The sequence below is a fragment of the Polynucleobacter sp. HIN6 genome (assembly GCF_030297575.1).
Lineage (GTDB): Bacteria > Pseudomonadota > Gammaproteobacteria > Burkholderiales > Burkholderiaceae > Polynucleobacter.
In genome coordinates this window covers 865641-884771 of sequence record NZ_AP028137.1, presented here as the reverse complement: position 1 = coordinate 884771, position 19131 = coordinate 865641, and the positions used below count along the sequence as shown (strand labels likewise).

Here is a 19131-nt window from a genome sequence, read left to right as displayed (position 1 = left end):
CACTCTTCGGTGATGATTTAAATCTCAATGTAAGGCGACTGGCTTCGCTTGTTTTCTGCGTTTATGCATGATCCAAGCGCTGTGGACTCTGGTAACGACCATAATTGGCCAGAGTAATGCGCATAGCAGGACCCAAAAGGTGCGGGTCTCAAATGGGCTGTCATCGGAGCCCTTTGCCTTGTGAGGACCCTCACTAAACAGGTGACGTTGTTCATAGGTGATAAACCCAAAACACGCGCCAAAGAGGATGAAAAGGCTAATAAAAGTAGTGTCGGTCATCGCTAATACCCCACAAAGGTTGTGTAAAGCGAATATTACACCTAAACATGTAAAAGAAAAGGGTTATTTAAATAACCAGTCGTTCTTCTTGGTGGGCATTCACAGCCCGTAAGCCATTTGCCCAAGACTTGGTTGGCAATCCCGTCGTTTTCTCAATGATTTTGGCGCGCTGCACAATACGCTCCCAATCAATTTTGATCATTGGTCCTTTGAAAGCGATCGCGACGGCATTGCAATCGTGCGATTCCGGGAATATCAGCACCCTACCCTGAAAGGCTTTACAGATATGGTTGAGATTAATGTCAAAGCTTTTGTGTTGTGAGAACAAATTAACGGTCATCACCCCAACTGTCTTTAAGGTTCGGTAACAGGCTTGATAAAACTCGAGCGAACTTAAGACGGGACCTTTGGCATCCGCATCATATAAATCCACTTGCAAGACGTCGAACTGCTGCTGATGCCGTTTGTTATTCACAAAGGCTAAGGCATCCTCCTGTAGAACTCGTAGCTTCGTATGGTCGTCGGGTAAAGCAAACATCGTTCTCGCCGCCAGGATGACTGCGGGGTTTAGCTCGACAACCGTATTCACAACATCGGGACAATGCTCTAGGGTGAACTTCGCGAGTGAGCCAGTACCCAAGCCCAATTGGGCGACCTGCATCTTGGGCTTACTCTGCAAAAAGAGTAACCATGCCATCATTTGCTGCGAGTACTCGAGATAGATCTCATTTGGATCGCGAATGCGCATCGCGCCTTGGATCCATGGAGTACCAAGATGGAGATAACGAATTCCGCCTGACTCCGAGAATGTCACAGGGGGAAATTTAGTTTTATTACTGGCCACCTAGTTCACCCAAACACGGGCATTACGGAACATGCGCAACCAGGGGCTTGCCCCATCGGCGTTTTGGTTCCATTGCTTGGGATACCAACTCATTTGCACATTTCTGAAAACGCGCTCGGGGTGCGGCATCATCACGGTAAAGCGGCCATCAGCAGTCGTTACGCTGGTGAGTCCATGGGGTGAGCCATTGGGATTAAAGGGATAGCATTCAGTTGGATTACCGTAGTGATCAATAAAACGCATGGCTGCTAAGTGATTGGATTCAATCTGCTGATAATTACCTTGGTGTTTAAAGTTGGCATACCCTTCACCATGCGCTACTGCGATGGGTAAATGACTGCCTTCCATCCCTTGAAAGAATAATGATGGTGAATCCAATACTTCCACCATCACCAAACGCGCTTCGTATTGCTCCGATTGATTACGCGTGAACTTCGGCCACGCATCCGCCCCCGGAATGAGTTTCGATAAATTACTCATCATCTGACAGCCATTGCAAACACCCAAGGCAAAGCTGTCCGAGCGATTGAAAAATGCCTTGAACTGATCACTGAGCATCTGGTTAAACAAAATGGTCTTTGCCCAACCCTCACCCGCTCCCAATACATCGCCGTAGCTAAATCCACCGCAGGCTACTAAGCCTTGAAAGTCCTTCAGATGGGCTCTGCCAGCCAGTAAATCGCTCATATGTACATCATGCGTGGCGAAGCCGGCAAGATCCATCGCATACGCCATCTCCAGATGCGAGTTCACGCCTTGCTCGCGCAAGATTGCGATCTTTGGACGACTTACTTGTTGGAGATATGGCGCACTGATATTTTTATTGGGATCAAACGTGAGTTTCGGGCTCATACCCGGGTCCTTGGCGTCATCTAAGGCATTGAACTCACTATCGACGCATTCGGGGTTATCGCGCAGGCGAGCAATTTGATAGCTGGTGTTTTGCCAAAGTTTTTGCAAGGTGATGCGGCTCTCTGTATAGATACATTTGGCATCGCGCCAGATCTCTAGGGTGTCGTTTTGATTGGCTTTGCCAATCACATGGCTATAGGCACTGATGCCCTGCTCTCGCAAGATAGCAAATACCTGATCACGCTGGGACCGTTCAATCTGAATGACCACTCCAAGCTCTTCATTAAAGAGTGCCCGTATGGTTTGCTCGTGGCGTCGACCACTCACTTGGCTAGCCCAGTTCTTCGCATCACCATAATCTTGTTCGGTCCGCGCATCAATGCAAAGTAGATCAACATTGATCGAAATACCGCGGTGAGTAGCAAAGGCCATTTCGGCAATACAGGCGAGGAGTCCTCCGTCCGAACGGTCGTGATAGGCCAAGACCATTTGTTTGGCACGCAGTTGTGTAATCGCGTTGGCAAATCCTTCGAGGACCTCAGGTCTGTCAACGGAGGGTGCCTCAGAATCGGTTTGATCAAACACTTGGGTAAGAATGCTACCTGCCATGCGATTTTGATTGCACCCTAGATCAATCAGAATCAGCTCGGTATCTGCGATCTCGGTGTTGAGCTGCGGTGTGAGTGTTTTACGAACATCTTGCACTGGGGCAAACGCTGAGATGATTAGTGAGACCGGTGCAATCACTTGTTTGGTTTGATTCTGATCCTGCCAGGTCGTGGCCATTGATAAAGAATCTTTCCCCACTGGGATCGAGATTCCTAAGGCCGGACAAAGTTCCATGCCGACCGCCTCGACTGAGGCAAAGAGTTTGGCATCCTCGCCCGCTTGACCACAGGCGGCCATCCAGTTCGCTGAGAGCTTAATGTCTTCAATTCCTCGGACATCTGCTGCCAGAATATTCGTGATGGCTTCACCTACTGCCATCTTGGCTGCTGCTGGCGCATTAAAGAGAGCCACGGGGGTGCGCTCACCCATACTCATCGCTTCTCCACGATAGCCCTGATAGTCCATGGTGGTGACCGCGCAATCAGCCACCGGTACTTGCCATGGACCCACAAATGGGTCCCGCGAGTTCAAGCCTCCTACGGTGCGATCCCCGATCGTGATTAAGAATGATTTACTGGCTACCGTTGGTTGTTGTAATACCGCCTCAATCGCAGTTTTTAGATCAATCTCATTGCAATTGATGGGTGCAAACTGCTCATGCGTACTTTCTACATCACGGTGCATTTTGGGAGGCTTACCTAAGAGCACCTCCATGGGCATATCAATTGGATACTGTTGATCTGGGTTAGCGCTTTGCTGCTGATCGTGCAATTGCAGTTGACGCTCTTGCGTGGTGTGACCCACGACGGCATAGGGGCAACGCTCCCGCTCGCAAAGAGCGGCAAAGCGCTCAAGGTCTTTAGCGTGGATCGCAATCACATAGCGCTCTTGCGATTCATTGCACCAGATCTCGGCAGGACTCATACCGCTCTCTTCCAGCGGAATCTTGCGTAGCTCAAATTGCGCACCGAGCTTGGCGCTATCGGCGAGCTCAGGAAATGCATTTGATAAGCCACCCGCCCCCACATCATGAATGGAAACAATGGGGTTGTTCTCCCCTAACGCTCGGCACTGATTAATCACCTCTTGCGCACGACGCTCAATCTCCGGGTTACCACGCTGCACGGAGTCAAAGTCAAGATCGGCGGTATTAGTACCGGTTGCCATGGAGCTTGCTGTCCCACCACCCATACCAATGCGCATCCCTGGGCCGCCCAACTGAATTAGTAGATCGCCATCTAGAATGGTTTTCTTATGGGTGTGAATGTCTTCAATCGCACCAATCCCGCCCGCGATCATGATGGGCTTGTGATAACCGCGGCGCTTGCCTGCAATCGTTTGCTCAAAGACCCTGAAATACCCTCCCAGATTAGGACGACCAAACTCGTTATTAAAGGCGGCGCCACCCAATGGGCCATCGATCATGATTTGTAAGGGGGTCGCAATCCGCTCTGGTTTGCCATAGGGCTTTTGCTCCCAGGGCAAGTTCGTTCCAGGAATATGTAAGTTCGATACCGAAAACCCAGTAATACCTGCTTTGGGTTTGCCACCAATACCGGTTGCGCCCTCATCACGGATCTCCCCACCCGATCCTGTAGCCGCCCCTTGAAACGGAGCAATCGCAGTGGGATGATTGTGGGTCTCAACCTTCATTAAGGTGTGTACTAAGGCTCGCTTTGTGCGGTATTGCCCTGCGGGGCCCGAGGAGCTCCATACATCCGCTTCGCACCCTTCCATAATGGCCGAGTTATCCGAGTAAGCCACTACTGTCCCTTTGGGTTGTAAGCGGTGCGTGTTCCGAATCATGGCAAAGAGTGAGTGTTCTTGCGCCTTTCCATCGATTGTCCAACTCGCATTAAAGATTTTGTGGCGGCAGTGTTCACTATTTGCCTGGGCAAACATGATCAACTCAACATCGCTAGGATTGCGACCTAAGCGCTTGAAGTTCTCTTCGAGATAAGCGATCTCATCGGTAGAGAGTGCTAAGCCGAGCGATTGGTTTGCATCATCCAGTGCCTTTTGACCCAAACCAATGACATCAATACGGGTGAATGGGCGATCGGGTAAGGTTTGATAGAGGGCGTTCGCCTCATCTGGGGAAGCAATGATGACCTCGGTCATGCGATCAAACAGGCTGGCGTGGAGAATACGTTCTTGTTCTGGGTTGAGCGTGCGTTTTGCGCTCCATTGGTAACGAATACCGCGTTCAATTCGAAGGACTTTTAATCCGCACTGATGGGCGATATCCGTCGCCTTACTTGCCCACGGAGAAACCGTGCCAAAACGTGGAATCACGATCGCACGATTAGGCGCTGCTTTTGCTTCAAATGGTTCACCATACTGCAGTAGTGCCTCGAGGGTCGCGAGCTCATCGCTTGTTAACTCATTGGTGGACCAAACAAAGTGGAGATACTGAGCCTGAATCGACTGAAGTTCAATCCCTTCCTGATGGAGGTGACTCAGAAGCCGTTGTTGACGGAATACAGAGAGGGCATCGGCCCCGGGCAGACAACGGAAAAAGGACATCATGTAATTATAAGATCCCAGCGACCCCAGTCCTTGTTTTAGACCAGACGACCACCTTGCAGGGTTAACTGACGGCTGCAGCGCCTTGCGAGTTGAGGGTCATGGGTTACTAGGATTAAGGTGGAGCCGTTCTCACGGTTGAGCTCAAAAAGGAGTTCAATGACTTTGGAACCGCTAGTCTCATCCAAACTACCAGTGGGCTCATCGGCAAACAGAATGGATGGCTGGCTCACAAATGCACGGGCTAAGGCTACGCGTTGTTGTTCACCACCGGATAAGGTTTTTGGGTAATGCATCAAGCGTTGCGATAAACCGACGCGTGCGAGGCAATCGGCTGCGAGCTCACGTGCTTGAGAGAGGGGCGTACCGCGGATCTCCAAAGGCAGCATGACGTTTTCGAGGGCATTGAGATGCGGTACTAGCTGAAAGGACTGAAACACAAAGCCCACGAACTGACCCCTGAGCCTTGCCCGACCGTCTTCATCCAATCGACCAAGATCCTGTTGCATAAGCTCAATCGAGCCGCTCGTGGGTAGATCTAGGCCAGCCATCAATCCCAACAGTGTGCTCTTACCAGATCCCGATGCTCCCACGATGGCAACCGACTCTCCTGATCGAATCGTGAAATTAATGTCTTGCAAAATGGCAAGCAGCCCATCACTGGTCTGAACCGTTTTACCCACACCTTTGGCCTGCAAGACTGGGGCAGATTCATGCACAATAGTCAATGTGAATCCTTTGTTTAAACAATTTATTGTTGGATTGGCCTCCATCTTACTCGTCAGTGCTGCACCCGTGCAGGCACAAACTGCTAAGACCCCAAGCGCGACTCCACAACTCCTCGTTCTGGGCGATAGCCTTTCTGCAGAGTACGGACTGCCACGCGGCACCGGTTGGGTGGGATTGCTCCAAAATCAATTACGTAAGGATGGCAGTATTTGGCAAGTTGCCAATGCCAGCATTAGCGGTGAGACCACCGCAGGTGGCTTAAGTCGTCTGCCAGATCTCTTAAAACGCATCAAACCTCGTTTAGTGATTATTGAGCTGGGCGCCAACGATGCCTTGCGAGGACTCTCGCTCGCGGCTACCCAGAAAAACCTCAAAGAGATGATCGTCATGAGTAAGAAAAGTGGTGCTGAGGTCTTGCTCGTGGGGATGCAAATCCCTCCCAACTATGGTCAGGAATACACCAAACAGTTTGCGCGGCTGTTTGTGACCCTATCGCAGTCGGAGCAAGTTCCCCTGCTGCCATTTTTTCTGGAGGGTGTCGCTACCCGGCCTGAGTTATTTCAGGCGGATCGGATTCATCCAAATGAACAGGCACAACCAATCTTATTTAACAACGTTTGGAAGGCTCTCGAACCATACCGAGAACTTCTCAAAACCAATTGATTATTACTTCAGAGGATTGATAACCTTCACATCCGCCAAGATGCGCATGTGATTGAGGAAGGCTGCAAACTCAGCTTGGGCTGCAAGAGCTTCCATTTGCTGTGCTTGTGCAGCTCTCATTTTAGGGTCTGCAGCTGGTGGTTGGCGCACTTGATCAATGCGATACAAAGTGATTCCGCCATCCGAGCCTTGAGCAGATACCACGACAGGTAGTTTGGCTGGATCAACCGCCATGACCGCATCGAGTTGTGGGCCAATCAGATCGATTGGCTTATTACGCGAGACCCATACTGGCTTACCAAAACCATTGGTGTCATTCGGGTTCTTTTGTAGGGCCTCAAAGCGCGTGCCCGCTGCTTCGGCTGCTAGTTTTTGGGCAGCCTTCAGACTGTATTGGCGGCGCACTTCAGCACTCACCTCTTTGTAGGGTAAAACTTTAGAGGGGTTGAACGTTACTACGCGCGCCGATACAAAGGTGCCAGGGGCAATTTGTACTGCTTCGATATTACGTTTGTTCTTGAGTGCTTCATCATTAAATAGCGCTTGCACCACGCGTCGGTCATTCATGGGATGATCTTTGGAAAGACTCGCTTGACCATTACGCCCCACCCCTTTGGCCGACTGAATGGAGAGCTTTAATTTATCCGCTGCTGGTTTAAGACTGTCTGCTTGATCATAGGTGATATTGGCGAACTGATCAGCCTTGTCATTAAATACCTTAGCGTCTTCTTTAGGATCGGCTTTGAGAACCAAGAACTCCACATCAATGGTCTCAGGAGACTCAAAGAGTTTGGTATTAGCTTGGTAATACTCCTGCAGTTGAGCATCGGTTGGGTTCACTTTGTTTACAAACTCATTGGCTGTAAATCGTAAAGATTGAACCTGACGTTCGGTCTCATACATGGTTGAGATCATGCTTGCTAATTTTGGATTTGGTAGCTCGGTACGCGCCACTGCGGTAACCAGTTGCTGAATCATGAGATCAAAGCGTTGAGCGTTCTCAAATTGATCAACGGTCATGCCCACATTGGCTAATAGTTGACGATAGCGGGCAGAGTCAAAACTACCATCGGGTTTGTACATGGCTTTGATCTCTGGGATCTGCGCTAAGCTTTGACTGAGGTAGGCATTGCTAATACTGAGTTTGAGGTCGCGTACGGCAAATGCCAAGAGACGCTGCTGAATCAACTCATCTAATACGGCTTGTCGGAATGGCAGACTCTGCGCAATTTGACTAGTTCCACCAAATCGCTCGGCTTGACGCTTAGCATTGTTATCCACCTCTTGGGTGGTAATGGGTTTGCCATCGATCTTGACAAGATCTGTATCTTTGTCAAAGAAATCTGTATAGCTCGAGATACCAAAGAGCGCAAATGATGGGACGATAAAGATCAACAGAATGATCTGCGCTAGTTTTTGGTGTTTACGAACGGAGTCGAGCATGGATTAAAAAGAATGGTGGGTGCTAACGGGATCGAACCGCTGACATTCTGCGTGTAAGGCAGACGCTCTACCAGCTGAGCTAAGCACCCTTAAAACTGACAACCGAGATTGTAACTTAATGTTTGATGACGTCTCCACTCGCAGGGCTGCTGGTTTGCTTAGCAGCCTCGGCGGCCTTTTTAGCTAACTCCTCAGGGCTGGGATCGGGTAGAGGCTCGGCCTTGCGCTCTAAGGCAAGTTCCAAGACCTTATCAATCCAGCGAACTGGGACAATCTCGATCGCATTCTTCACATTATCCGGAATATCAATTAAATCTTTGACGTTCTCTTCCGGAATCAGGACCAACTTAATCCCGCCACGGTGTGCTGCCAAGAGTTTTTCTTTCAGGCCGCCAATTGGAAGGACCTCGCCTCGTAAGGTGATCTCACCAGTCATGGCAATGTCTGAACGTACAGGGATTCCGGTAAATACCGAGACCAGTGCGGTGGTGATTGCAATACCTGCCGATGGACCATCTTTGGGGGTGGCACCCTCCGGGAAGTGAATATGAATGTCCTTCTTCTCAAAGGCCTCATCCACAATACCGAGTCCCTTGGCGCGCGAGCGCACCACCGTTCTGGCAGCCTCGACGGATTCTTTCATCACATCACCAATGGAGCCAGTACGAGTGATCGTGCCTTTACCTGGCATCAGAGCTGCTTCAATCGTGAGCAAATCACCACCAACCTCTGTCCATGCCAGACCCGTAACCTGCCCAACTTGGTTCTCCTTTGCGGCGGAGCCAAAGTCAAACATGCGTACCGATAGGAATTTCTCGAGATTATCGGCATCGACTTTGATGGGCGCACTCTCTTTTTTGAGGAGCAGCATCTTCACGGTCTTGCGGCAGATTTTGCTAATTTCACGCTCGAGTGCACGAACACCTGCCTCGCGCGTGTAATAACGAATGATGTTCCGAATTGCGCTCTCATCAATGGTGAGTTCACCGTTTTTCAAGCCATTGTTCTTATTTTGTTTTGGAATGAGGTAGTTCTTCGCAATACTGAGTTTCTCATCCTCGGTATAACCGGCTAGGCGGATTACTTCCATGCGATCGAGCAGGGGACCCGGGATGTTAAGTGAATTGGCAGTTGCCACAAACATCACATCCGAGAGATCAAAGTCCACTTCAACATAGTGATCTTGGAAGGTATGGTTTTGCTCTGGGTCCAGAACCTCAAGCAGAGCGCTAGCGGGATCGCCACGGAAATCCATACCCATCTTATCCACTTCATCAAGTAGGAACAATGGATTACGAACACCAACCTTAGTGAGACTACTCAGAATCTTGCCTGGCATTGAACCAATATAGGTACGACGATGCCCCCGAATCTCCGACTCATCCCGGACGCCACCCAAGGCCATGCGCACAAACTTACGGTTCGTTGCGCGTGCAACCGATTGTCCAAGTGAGGTCTTACCGACTCCGGGCGGTCCAACCAAACATAGAATGGGTGCTTTCACGCGATCTACCCGTTGCTGAACCGCAAGGTACTCCAGAATGCGCTCTTTGACTTTGTCGAGCCCATAATGGTCCTCGTTCAATACCTTTTCAGCATTACTCAAGTCGTTATTAATTTTGCTCTTCTTGCGCCATGGCAAGTTCACCAAGGTATCGATGAAGTTACGGATCACCGTTGCCTCTGCCGACATCGGTGACATGAGTTTTAATTTCTTGAGCTCAGACTCGGCCTTCTTCAAAGCCTCTTTGGGCATGCGTGCCGCTTTAATGCGCTTCTCCAGCTCTTCAAGGTCTGCGCCTTCTTCGCCCTCACCCAGTTCTTTCTGAATGGCTTTCACCTGCTCGTTGAGGTAGTACTCGCGCTGACTCTTTTCCATCTGGCGCTTCACGCGACCACGAATCCGCTTCTCAACTTGCAAGATATCGATTTCGCTCTCAAGATCTGTTAAGAGACTTTCTAAGCGTTGCATCACACCGTTCATTTCCAATAGGCGCTGCTTTTGCTCAAGTTTTACTGGCAGGTGTGCGCAAATGGTGTCGGCCAAGCGGCTGGGATCATCAATTCCTGCAAGCGATGCCAAGATCTCTTGGGGGATTTTTTTATTAAGTTTGACGTATTGATCAAACTGAGCCATGATCGCACGGCGCAGTGCTTCAGTCTCGTGCGCGTCGACCACTTCAATCTCTTTAGGAGTGGCTTCGCAACTGAAGTAGCCCAAGCTATCTTCAATCTGACTGACTTCAGCCCGTTGCGAGCCTTCAACGAGAACCTTCACGGTACCGTCCGGGAGTTTGAGCATTTGCAGGATGCTGGCAATGCAGCCCACCTCATACAGGTCCTCAACCGAGGGCTCATCTTTGGCGGCGGCTTTTTGTGCCACCAGCAAGACACTCTTACCGGTCTCCATCGCGGCCTCAAGGGCCTTAATCGATTTGGGGCGACCCACAAACAATGGGATCACCATATGGGGAAAGACCACCACGTCCCTTAAGGGCAACAAAGGTAACTGGATGGGTTCAGAAGGAAGTAATAATTGTCCTGGCATTGCGTTGTTCTCCAGTTAGTTCTATGACTAGCATACTACCTATGTGGGGAGTTCATCGAAAAACTCAATACCAATCATACAAAAAAGATCAAAAATACCCCAAATTAGGGTTAATTTTGCAAAAACGGCTTAATTTCAGAGAGTTTTATGACAAAGGCCTAAGCCTTTTTGCTTAGGGATGACTCCGCGTCATCGCCACCCTGCTTGTACACAATCAAAGGCTTAGCCCCAGATTGCACGGTACTGTCGTCAATCACAACTTTTTGGACATTCTTCATCGATGGAAGTTCGTACATCACATCCATCAGCACGCCTTCGAGCAGAGATCGCAGGCCTCGGGCACCAGTTTTACGAGCAATCGCCTTCTTCGCAATCGCACTTAAGGCCTCGGGGCGAACCTCTAACTCCACACCCTCCATCCCAAGCAAGGCTTGGTATTGCTTTACCAGTGCGTTTTTAGGTTCGGTCAAAATGGCGACCAGGGCGGTTTCATCAAGCTCCGCTAAGGTTGCAAGTACTGGTAAACGTCCAATTAACTCCGGAATCAAACCAAACTTGATGAGATCTTCGGGTTCTACTTCTGCCAAGAGCTGGCCAATACCTCGACTGTCTTTGGCAGCAACTTCTGCTCCAAAACCAATACCCGTCTTTTGGGTGCGCTGTTGAATCACTTTCTCTAAGCCATCAAAGGCGCCGCCACAAATAAAGAGGATGTTGGTGGTATCGACCTGTAAGAAATCTTGATTGGGATGTTTGCGTCCGCCTTGGGGGGGTACTGAGGCCATCGTGCCTTCAATCAACTTGAGTAGAGCCTGTTGCACACCCTCACCCGAGACATCACGGGTAATCGATGGGTTATCCGATTTACGAGAGATCTTATCGATCTCATCGATATACACAATGCCACGCTCGGCCTTCTCAATGTTGTAGTCGCAGTTTTGCAAGAGCTTCTGGATGATGTTCTCAACATCCTCGCCCACGTATCCAGCTTCGGTCAATGTAGTTGCGTCGGCCATCACAAAGGGCACATCCAGCATGCGGGCCAAGGTCTGTGCCAACAAGGTTTTGCCGGAACCAGTAGGGCCAATTAATAGAATATTGCTCTTGGCTAACTCCACACCATCGACCAGTGGCTTGTTGTTGCCTGCTTGGGCGGCCGTTTTCTTATTATCTTTAGGTGCCTCCGCTTTGTCGCCTTCCGCCTTCTTCACTTTCGGTGGGGGCAGATGCAATAAGCGCTTGTAATGGTTGTAAACAGCGACTGCTAAGGTTTTCTTGGCGAGATCTTGACCGATTACATATTGATCAAGATTTAAGCGAATCTCTTGAGGGGATGGTAAGGTATCTCCTTTGTTAGCCAGCGGCTCTTTCGCAATTTCTTCTTGAATAATATCGGTGCATAGATCGATGCACTCGTCACAAATAAACACCGATGGGCCAGCAATTAGTTTTTTGACCTCATGCTGGCTTTTGCCACAGAAGGAACAGTACAGCGTTTTATCCGTGGTGGTAGTTTCGCTCATCGCTTAATCTAGGTATTAGCTACCGCGCTGATCGATCACTTTATCAACCAGGCCATAATCACGTGCTTGCTCAGCTGACATGAAATTATCGCGATCGGTATCTTTAGCGATGGTCTCGATGGTTTGGCCTGTGCGTTGCGACAAGATCGTATTCAAGCGTTCGCGCAAGTACAAGATCTCGCGGGCTTGGATCTCAATATCAGAAGCCTGACCGCGTGCACCACCTAATGGCTGATGAATCATCACGCGCGCATTGGGCAAGGCGTAGCGCTTCCCTTTTTCACCAGCGGCCAGCAAGAAAGCACCCATACTGGCAGCCATTCCCATGCACAAGGTACTTACATGGGGCTTAATGAATTGCATGGTATCGTAGATCGCTAAACCAGCAGAGACCGATCCACCAGGAGAATTGATATAAAGCGAGATCTCTTTGTCGGGGTTCTCACTCTCCAGAAATAGTAATTGCGCAATCACTAAGTTGGCGGTTTGATCATTGACCTCACCCACCAGAAACACCACCCGCTCTTTTAATAGACGTGAGTAGATGTCGTAGGCGCGCTCTCCTCGTCCGGAGGTTTCTACCACCATCGGAACTAAACCAAGGGCTTGGGTTTCAAGTGCGCTCATGCTCATTAACTTTCCAGATTAATCATTGGCTACTAGATTAACTCATTTTGCTGAGCTCTTCGAAACTAACCGATTTGTCGGTTACCTTCGCGAGGCTGCAAATGTGCTTCACCACGTTCTCCTCGAGCACCACTGCTTCGACCTCCTTGAGGCGGCTCGGATCACTGTAATACCAGCGCACCACCTCTTTGGGGTCCTCGTAGGTCGCCGCGGTCTCTTCAATTGACGCTTTAATTTGATCAGGAGTCGCAGTTAGGTTATGAAGCTTCACCAGATCCGACAGAATCAATCCAAGACGCACGCGCTTGTCAGCCTGCTCAGCAAACATCTCGGCAGGAATCGGTGCATCCTTTGCATTGGGGATGCCGCGTTGCATCAGGTCCTGACGCGCGCCTTCTACTAAGCGCTCTTGCTCGCTGGTAATTAGTGATTTGGGCACATCGAGTTGGCATTGCTTAATTAACTCTTCCATGACCTGATTCTTAAGGAGAGCCTCGCTGCGCCGCTTCACCTCACGCTCCATATTGGCCTTAATTTCGCTCCGCATCTTCTCGACGCCACCTTCGGTAATCCCAAGGGATTTGGCGAACTCATCGTCAACAGGAGGTAAATGAGGCCAGGCGACATCCTTGATGGTGATTGTGAACTGAGCGGTTTTACCTGCCACTTCTTTACCGTGGTATTCCGCTGGGAAGCTTAAAGGGAAGGTTTTGCTCTCACCCTTTTTAAGACCTAAGGCTGCGGCCTCAAACTCGGGCAACATCTGACCGGCACCGATTACGAATTTGAAGTCGTCAGCTTTGCCGCCTGCAAACTCCACACCATCAATCGTGCCCACAAAATCAAGGGTGACTTGATCATCTTTTTGGACACTCGTGTCAGCACCGCCGTCACCATGCTCGCCTGCCTCACCACGCGAGTGGTAATGCACGCGCTGTTTACGCAACACATCCAATGCGCGATCGATTTCTGGATCGTTCACATCGGTGGTGTAGCGGGTTAATTCGGAGCCACTGAAGTCCCCAATCTTCACTTCGGGCAAGACCTCAAAGAAAGCGTCGAAGACCACTTCGTCTGCACCAATCTCACTTTTGGGTTCTAAGCGGGGCTGGCTAGCTAATTTGATTCCTTCTTTTTTGCTGACCTCATAAAAGAGTTGCGAGGCTTTGTCGTACTGAACCTCAAAATCTACTTGCAGGCCATACTGCTGCTCCACAATTTTCTTGGGCACCTTACCTGGACGAAAGCCAGGCATCTTCATGGATTTACCAATCTTATTTAAACGTGCTTCGCGTGCTTGGTTCACATCAGCACGATTAAATTGGAGAGTAATTTTGCGGTCTAAGCTACCTAAGTTTTCGATTTGCACTGCAGCCTCTTTAATGAAGGTTAGATGTGAAGACTAAGCCAAGCAGCCGTGTGGTGCGAGGAGGGGGACTCGAACCCCCACACCATTTCTGGCGTCAGGACCTAAACCTGGTGCGTCTACCAATTTCGCCATCCTCGCTATTTCAGCGATGCAGACACGAACCGGCTCAGAATTCACGTAAAAGGTAGATTCTACAATGCCTTATAGAGGAGAGCCACGGCGTGGACTGCGATTCCCTCACCCCGACCCAGATGGCCTAGGGATTCATTGGTTTTGGCTTTCAAATTAATGTGGCTGTCAGTCACCTTCAGGTCACTCGCAATGTGGCGCACCATCTCCGGAATATACGGAGCTAATTTTGGTTTTTGACAGATGACAGTAGCATCGACATTGCCAACCTGATACCCCACAGCTTGGACCTTTTGTAAGGCTGCTCGCAGTAGCACTCGGCTATCCATGTCTTTGAAGCGCGCATCGTCATCGGGGAACATTTGCCCAATGTCATGCAGACCAGCGGCACCCAAGAGTGCATCGGTAATGGCGTGCAGGAGTGCGTCAGCATCCGAGTGGCCAAGTAGACCCTTTTCATAGGGAATGGTTACTCCCCCCAGAATCAATTTGCGATCGGGTACCAGAGCATGAATGTCATACCCCTGCCCGATCCGAAATGGAATGCTGCTTGTCATGGCACTATTTTACCGACGCTCACTGAGTACTAGCTCCATCAACTCCCAATCTGCAGGATGGGTTACCTTGAAGTTCCGGGTAGCACCCTCGACCAAAAGAGGTTGCCCACCTAAGCGCTCAATCGCGCTCGCTTCATCGGTAATATTGGCCCCCGCTTCAATGGCCTGACTTAATGCGTCATGGAGCACTTTGAGAGGAAACATCTGTGGGGTTTGTGCTTGCCACAGATGCGAGCGATCAATCGTCGTCTTGGCACGCATCGCATCGTGCGTGGTCTCTTTCATCGTATCGGCAACCGGCATTGCTAAGAGACCACCGGATTGCAATGTCTGATGGTGACTCTCAGTTTGCTCTTGAGCTTTGACTAAAGTGATGAGCCTGGCAATCAATTCAGGGGTGATTCCTGGGCGGGCTGCATCGTGCACTAATACCCAATCCTGCGGATCAACTCCTAGATCAAGCATTGCCGCAAGTGTATTTAAGACCGTTTGCTGCCGAGTGGGGCCACCTGTTTCCAGGAATTCAAAGCGTTTAACCGGATGAGGGTAACGTGATTTAAGGTCATGAATCAAAGAGTTTGAGCCAGGACTCATGCCGATCCAGACCGAGTTCACCTTAGGGCAGGCAAAGAAAGCATCCAAGGCATAAAGCAACATGGGCTTACCTGCCATATGCCGAAACTGTTTAGGCTGATCGCCACCCAAGCGTACGCCCATGCCCGCAGAGGGCAATACGGCATGGCAAGGTTTAGTTAGTGTTGCCATGGCAGGTTCAGAATGGGATACATACCTGATTCTATAATGCTTCTAGATGTCGGATGCTGTCAATCCAGCGGCAGCGCCAAGGCCTGCTGCTTTACTTACACCCCCTATTCCCGTGCTACGGGCGGGGCAGCGCTTTACCTTCGATTCCATTGTTGGCTCAGCCGATGCCGCGCTTCTCGCACAAATGGCAGGCGCCTATCGCAGCAATTACAGCCAGTTTGTGGTGCTCTGCGCCAATGCGACCGATGCCCAGCGCTTACTGGAGGAGATTCCGAGCTTTGCTCCGCAATTGCGCATTCGCTTACTGCCAGATTGGGAGATCCTGCCCTACGATCATTTCTCACCGCATCAAGATTTAATCTCCGAACGCTTGGCCACTCTCTATGAAATGCAAAACGGCACGTGCGATCTGATCCTAATGCCAGTGACCACCGCATTGCAGCGGCTTGCCCCACCCGCATTTTTATCCGCTCATACTTTTTTCTTTTGCCAAGGCGAGCGCTTAAATGAAGAGGCTCTACGTTTGCAATTGCAACAGGCAGGTTACGATCCCGTTAGTGCAGTGATGCGCCCTGGCGAGTACAGCATTCGGGGTGGCTTAATTGATCTGTTCCCAATGGGGTCTTCCCTACCCTATCGCCTCGATCTCTTTGGCGATGAGATTGAACATATCCGTGCTTTCGATCCAGATACGCAACGCAGCTTGTATCCAGTGAAAGAAATCCGTTTATTGCCTGGTCATGAGTTTCCATTTGATGAGGCCTCACGCACTGCCTTTCGGGGGCGCTGGCGGGAGTATTTTGAGGGAGACCCAACGCGGTGTTCGATCTACAAGGATGTGAGCACCGGGATTCCGACGGCAGGAATTGAATCTTACCTGCCGCTGTTTTTTGATGAGACCGCCACCGTCTTTGATTACTTTGTGCGCAGCGATCAAGAGGATAGTCGCAGCGACATTTGTCTTGGCTATGTGGGTGATATTGAAACCAGTATCACGCAGTTCTGGAAAGATACCGAGCAACGCTATGCTTTTCTAAAGCACGATCTCGAGCGTCCTGTTCTAAAGCCTCAGGATTTGTTCTTGAGCTTAGAGCAGTTTTATACGATTGCGAAGTCCTATCCGCGCTTTGTGCTCCAAACGCAAGCCGAATTGGAATCAACGACGGAACCTGTCTTTACCCAATTACCAGATGTCGCCATTCATCGACGCGATGCCGATCCCCTCAAGCGCTTGCGGCAATTAGTTTCTCAAAATGAATGGCGCATCCTAATTTGTGCAGAGAGTGCAGGACGACTCGAGTCAATTCGGCAACTCATTGAAGAGAGTAATTTAGGGTCTTCTAAAGATGCAGCGTTTGCTTTACACCCACAGGGTGTAAACACCATCGCTGATTTTGTAAAAGGTGATGAGCGCTTTGGGTGTTGCGTATCTCCCCTCTTTAATGGCTTTGTATGGCAACCCCAGCAATTACTCATCATTACGGAGGCTGAGCTCTTCACGCAAACGGCGCGTCAGCGTCGGGGTAAGGAAACCAGCAATACCGATCCCGATACCCTCTTTAGGGATTTATCCGAGCTCAAGGTCGGCGACCCTGTGGTTCATGTCGAACATGGCATTGGTCGTTACCAGGGCTTGGTATTACTCAATATGGCGGGTCCTAAAGAAGCACCCGCCTTCGAGGAATTTTTGCATCTCATCTACGCGCACGATGCAACCTTGTATGTGCCAGTCCAACAACTGCATCAGGTCACGCGCTATGCGGGGGCCGATCCGGATTCAGCGCCCTTGCATCAATTGGGCTCTGGTCAGTGGGATAAAGCCAAGCGCAAGGCTGCTCAGCAAATACGAGATACGGCAGCAGAGCTTCTCAATCTCTATGCCGCACGAGCAATCCGCAAAGGTCATGCCTTCGAGTTCTCGGCACATGACTATGCCGCGTTTGCAGAGAGCTTTGGCTTTGAAGAAACGCCGGACCAAGCGAATGCGATTGCTGCAGTGATTGGCGATATGACTAGCGGCAAGCCGATGGATCGCTTGGTTTGTGGCGATGTGGGTTTTGGTAAAACCGAGGTGGCACTTCGCGCTAGCTTTGTGGCGGTGATGGGTGGTAAACAAGTGGCGATTCTGGCACCCACTACCCTACTGGCTGAGCAACACGCTGCCACCTGGAAAGATCGTTTTGCCGCCTGGCCAGTTCGGATTGTGGAGCTCTCACGTTTTAAGACTGCTAAAGAGATCAGTGCGGCATTAGCTGCGATTGCTGCCGGTGAGGCTGATATTGTGATTGGTACCCATAAGCTGCTCTCCAAAGAGACGCAATTTGCGCGCCTTGGTTTGGTAATTGTTGATGAAGAACATCGCTTTGGTGTGCGTCAGAAGGATGCCTTGAAGGCATTGCGTGCAGAGGTGGATATCCTCACACTCACTGCCACTCCAATACCGCGCACTTTAGGTATGGCGCTCGAGGGCTTGCGAGAGTTCTCGGTGATTGCCACTGCTCCTCAGAAACGTCTAGCCATTAAGACCTTTGTGCGACGTGAGAGTGATGGTGTGATTCGGGAAGCGGTCTTACGCGAGATCAAACGTGGTGGTCAGGTGTACTTCTTACACAACGAGGTGGAGACCATCCAGAATCGCAAGCAAGCCTTACAGATGCTGTTACCCGAAGCCCGAATTACCGTGGCGCATGGCCAAATGCACGAACGCGAGCTTGAAGCCGTGATGCGAGATTTTGTCACGCAGCGCAGTAATGTCTTACTGTGCACCACCATCATTGAAACCGGGATTGACGTACCAACCGCCAATACCATCATCATGCATCGCGCTGATAAGTTTGGTTTGGCGCAGCTCCACCAATTGCGCGGTCGCGTAGGTCGCTCGCATCACCAAGCCTATGCCTATCTTTTAGTGCCTGACCCAGATGCCCTAACGAAGCAAGCGCGTTTACGCCTAGACGCGATCGTGGCGATGGAAGAACTCGGTTCTGGTTTTTATCTTGCTATGCACGATTTAGAGATCCGTGGGGCTGGTGAGGTGTTGGGTGATAAGCAATCGGGTGAGATTCATGAAATTGGCTTTCAGCTGTATACCGAGATGCTCAATCGCGCAGTCAAGTCCTTACGCAGTGGTAAGGAGCCCGACCTACTCTCACCCATGCAAGCGGTGACCGATGTTAATTTAGGGGCACCCGCTCTCCTGCCTGCGGATTATTGTCCCGATGTGCATGAACGCCTATCGCTCTACAAACGCTTTGCCAGCTGTGAAGCCTTTGATGAGTTGAGCCAGTTGCGTGAAGAACTCGTCGATCGCTTTGGTAACTTACCTGATCCTGCCAAAGCCTTTTACGAGACCCATCGGCTACGCCTTGAAATGGTTCTCTACGGCATTCAGAAAATGGATGCGAGTTCAAATGGCATTCAGGTAAGTTTTATTGCACACCCCCCATTGGATCCCGTGAAATTGATTCGTTTGGTGCAATCCAACCCTCAGGTGCAACTCAATGGCCAAGATCGCATTAAATACTTACCTACTAAGGGGTCCTCGTTTGATCAGCTTGAGCAGCGCATCGAAGCGATTCGCCATCTTATGAAACTCTTAAGCACCGCTTTGGTAGCTTCAGCACATCCTCTACCGACTCCCGCGCTCTCATCAATCGCTTAGGCATAAT

At 50.3% G+C, this 19131-nt stretch carries 13 protein-coding genes and 2 tRNA genes; 2 read left to right on the top strand and 13 right to left on the bottom strand.

What is annotated here, in order from left to right:
• Positions 1–24 precede the first annotated feature (24 nt).
• The 4 genes from QUE66_RS04550 to QUE66_RS04535 form a co-directional block, all read right to left on the bottom strand.
• Positions 25–279, bottom strand: a complete 255-nt coding sequence (locus QUE66_RS04550; protein WP_286224647.1) for a hypothetical protein — start codon at positions 277–279, stop codon at positions 25–27.
• 67 nt (positions 280–346) lie between these two features.
• Positions 347–1123 (bottom strand): spermine/spermidine synthase domain-containing protein, encoded by a 777-nt coding sequence (locus QUE66_RS04545; protein ID WP_286224646.1) that lies wholly within the window; start codon positions 1121–1123, stop codon positions 347–349.
• Positions 1124–5110, bottom strand: coding sequence for a phosphoribosylformylglycinamidine synthase (purL, locus tag QUE66_RS04540; RefSeq protein ID WP_286224731.1), 3987 nt, complete (start codon positions 5108–5110; stop codon positions 1124–1126). It abuts the gene before it with no gap.
• Between the two features lie 38 nt (positions 5111–5148).
• Positions 5149–5829: an ABC transporter ATP-binding protein gene (locus QUE66_RS04535; protein ID WP_286224645.1), complete on the bottom strand. Its 681-nt coding sequence runs from the start codon at positions 5827–5829 to the stop codon at positions 5149–5151.
• A 10-nt stretch (positions 5830–5839) separates the two neighbouring features.
• Here QUE66_RS04535 and QUE66_RS04530 point away from each other — a divergent pair, with 10 nt between their 5' ends.
• Positions 5840–6502, top strand: coding sequence for an arylesterase (locus tag QUE66_RS04530; RefSeq protein ID WP_458574798.1), 663 nt, complete (start codon positions 5840–5842; stop codon positions 6500–6502).
• A 3-nt stretch (positions 6503–6505) separates the two neighbouring features.
• On the opposite strand, the gene QUE66_RS04525 is transcribed toward QUE66_RS04530, so the two are convergent.
• The 9 genes from QUE66_RS04525 to ispD form a co-directional block, all read right to left on the bottom strand.
• Positions 6506–7945, bottom strand: a complete 1440-nt coding sequence (locus tag QUE66_RS04525; protein ID WP_286224644.1) for a peptidylprolyl isomerase — start codon at positions 7943–7945, stop codon at positions 6506–6508.
• Between the two features lie 13 nt (positions 7946–7958).
• Positions 7959–8034 (bottom strand) — tRNA-Val (locus QUE66_RS04520).
• 26 nt (positions 8035–8060) lie between these two features.
• Complete coding sequence (gene lon, locus QUE66_RS04515; RefSeq protein ID WP_286224643.1) at positions 8061–10493, bottom strand: endopeptidase La; 2433 nt, start codon at positions 10491–10493, stop codon at positions 8061–8063.
• 158 nt (positions 10494–10651) lie between these two features.
• Positions 10652–12016 (bottom strand): ATP-dependent Clp protease ATP-binding subunit ClpX, encoded by a 1365-nt coding sequence (clpX, locus tag QUE66_RS04510; RefSeq protein WP_286224642.1) that lies wholly within the window; start codon positions 12014–12016, stop codon positions 10652–10654.
• A gap of 15 nt (positions 12017–12031) precedes the next feature.
• Positions 12032–12649 (bottom strand): ATP-dependent Clp endopeptidase proteolytic subunit ClpP, encoded by a 618-nt coding sequence (gene clpP, locus QUE66_RS04505; RefSeq protein ID WP_108508366.1) that lies wholly within the window; start codon positions 12647–12649, stop codon positions 12032–12034.
• A gap of 31 nt (positions 12650–12680) precedes the next feature.
• Positions 12681–14012, bottom strand: coding sequence for a trigger factor (gene tig, locus QUE66_RS04500; protein WP_286224641.1), 1332 nt, complete (start codon positions 14010–14012; stop codon positions 12681–12683).
• Positions 14013–14063: 51 nt separating this feature from the next.
• A tRNA-Leu gene (locus QUE66_RS04495) sits at positions 14064–14150 on the bottom strand.
• A 53-nt stretch (positions 14151–14203) separates the two neighbouring features.
• Positions 14204–14698: a 2-C-methyl-D-erythritol 2,4-cyclodiphosphate synthase gene (gene ispF, locus QUE66_RS04490; protein ID WP_286224640.1), complete on the bottom strand. Its 495-nt coding sequence runs from the start codon at positions 14696–14698 to the stop codon at positions 14204–14206.
• A gap of 9 nt (positions 14699–14707) precedes the next feature.
• A complete protein-coding gene (ispD, locus tag QUE66_RS04485) occupies positions 14708–15463 on the bottom strand; it encodes a 2-C-methyl-D-erythritol 4-phosphate cytidylyltransferase (RefSeq protein WP_286224639.1) in 756 nt (251 codons plus the stop codon).
• A 46-nt stretch (positions 15464–15509) separates the two neighbouring features.
• Between ispD and mfd the strand changes: the two genes are divergently transcribed.
• On the top strand, positions 15510–19124 hold the full coding sequence (gene mfd / locus QUE66_RS04480) for a transcription-repair coupling factor (protein ID WP_286224638.1): 3615 nt from the start codon (positions 15510–15512) through the stop codon (positions 19122–19124).
• Positions 19125–19131: the final 7 nt, after the last annotated feature.

Coding starts and splice junctions, on each gene's coding strand:
- purL (WP_286224731.1), bottom strand. CDS start 5,110: ATGTCCTTTTTCCGTTGTCTGCCCGGGGCCGATGCCCTCTCTGTATTC.
- lon (WP_286224643.1), bottom strand. CDS start 10,493: ATGCCAGGACAATTATTACTTCCTTCTGAACCCATCCAGTTACCTTTG.
- ispD (WP_286224639.1), bottom strand. CDS start 15,463: ATGGCAACACTAACTAAACCTTGCCATGCCGTATTGCCCTCTGCGGGC.
- ispF (WP_286224640.1), bottom strand. CDS start 14,698: ATGACAAGCAGCATTCCATTTCGGATCGGGCAGGGGTATGACATTCAT.
- clpP (WP_108508366.1), bottom strand. CDS start 12,649: ATGAGCATGAGCGCACTTGAAACCCAAGCCCTTGGTTTAGTTCCGATG.
- clpX (WP_286224642.1), bottom strand. CDS start 12,016: ATGAGCGAAACTACCACCACGGATAAAACGCTGTACTGTTCCTTCTGT.
- mfd (WP_286224638.1), top strand. CDS start 15,510: ATGTCGGATGCTGTCAATCCAGCGGCAGCGCCAAGGCCTGCTGCTTTA.
- QUE66_RS04525 (WP_286224644.1), bottom strand. CDS start 7,945: ATGCTCGACTCCGTTCGTAAACACCAAAAACTAGCGCAGATCATTCTG.
- QUE66_RS04550 (WP_286224647.1), bottom strand. CDS start 279: ATGACCGACACTACTTTTATTAGCCTTTTCATCCTCTTTGGCGCGTGT.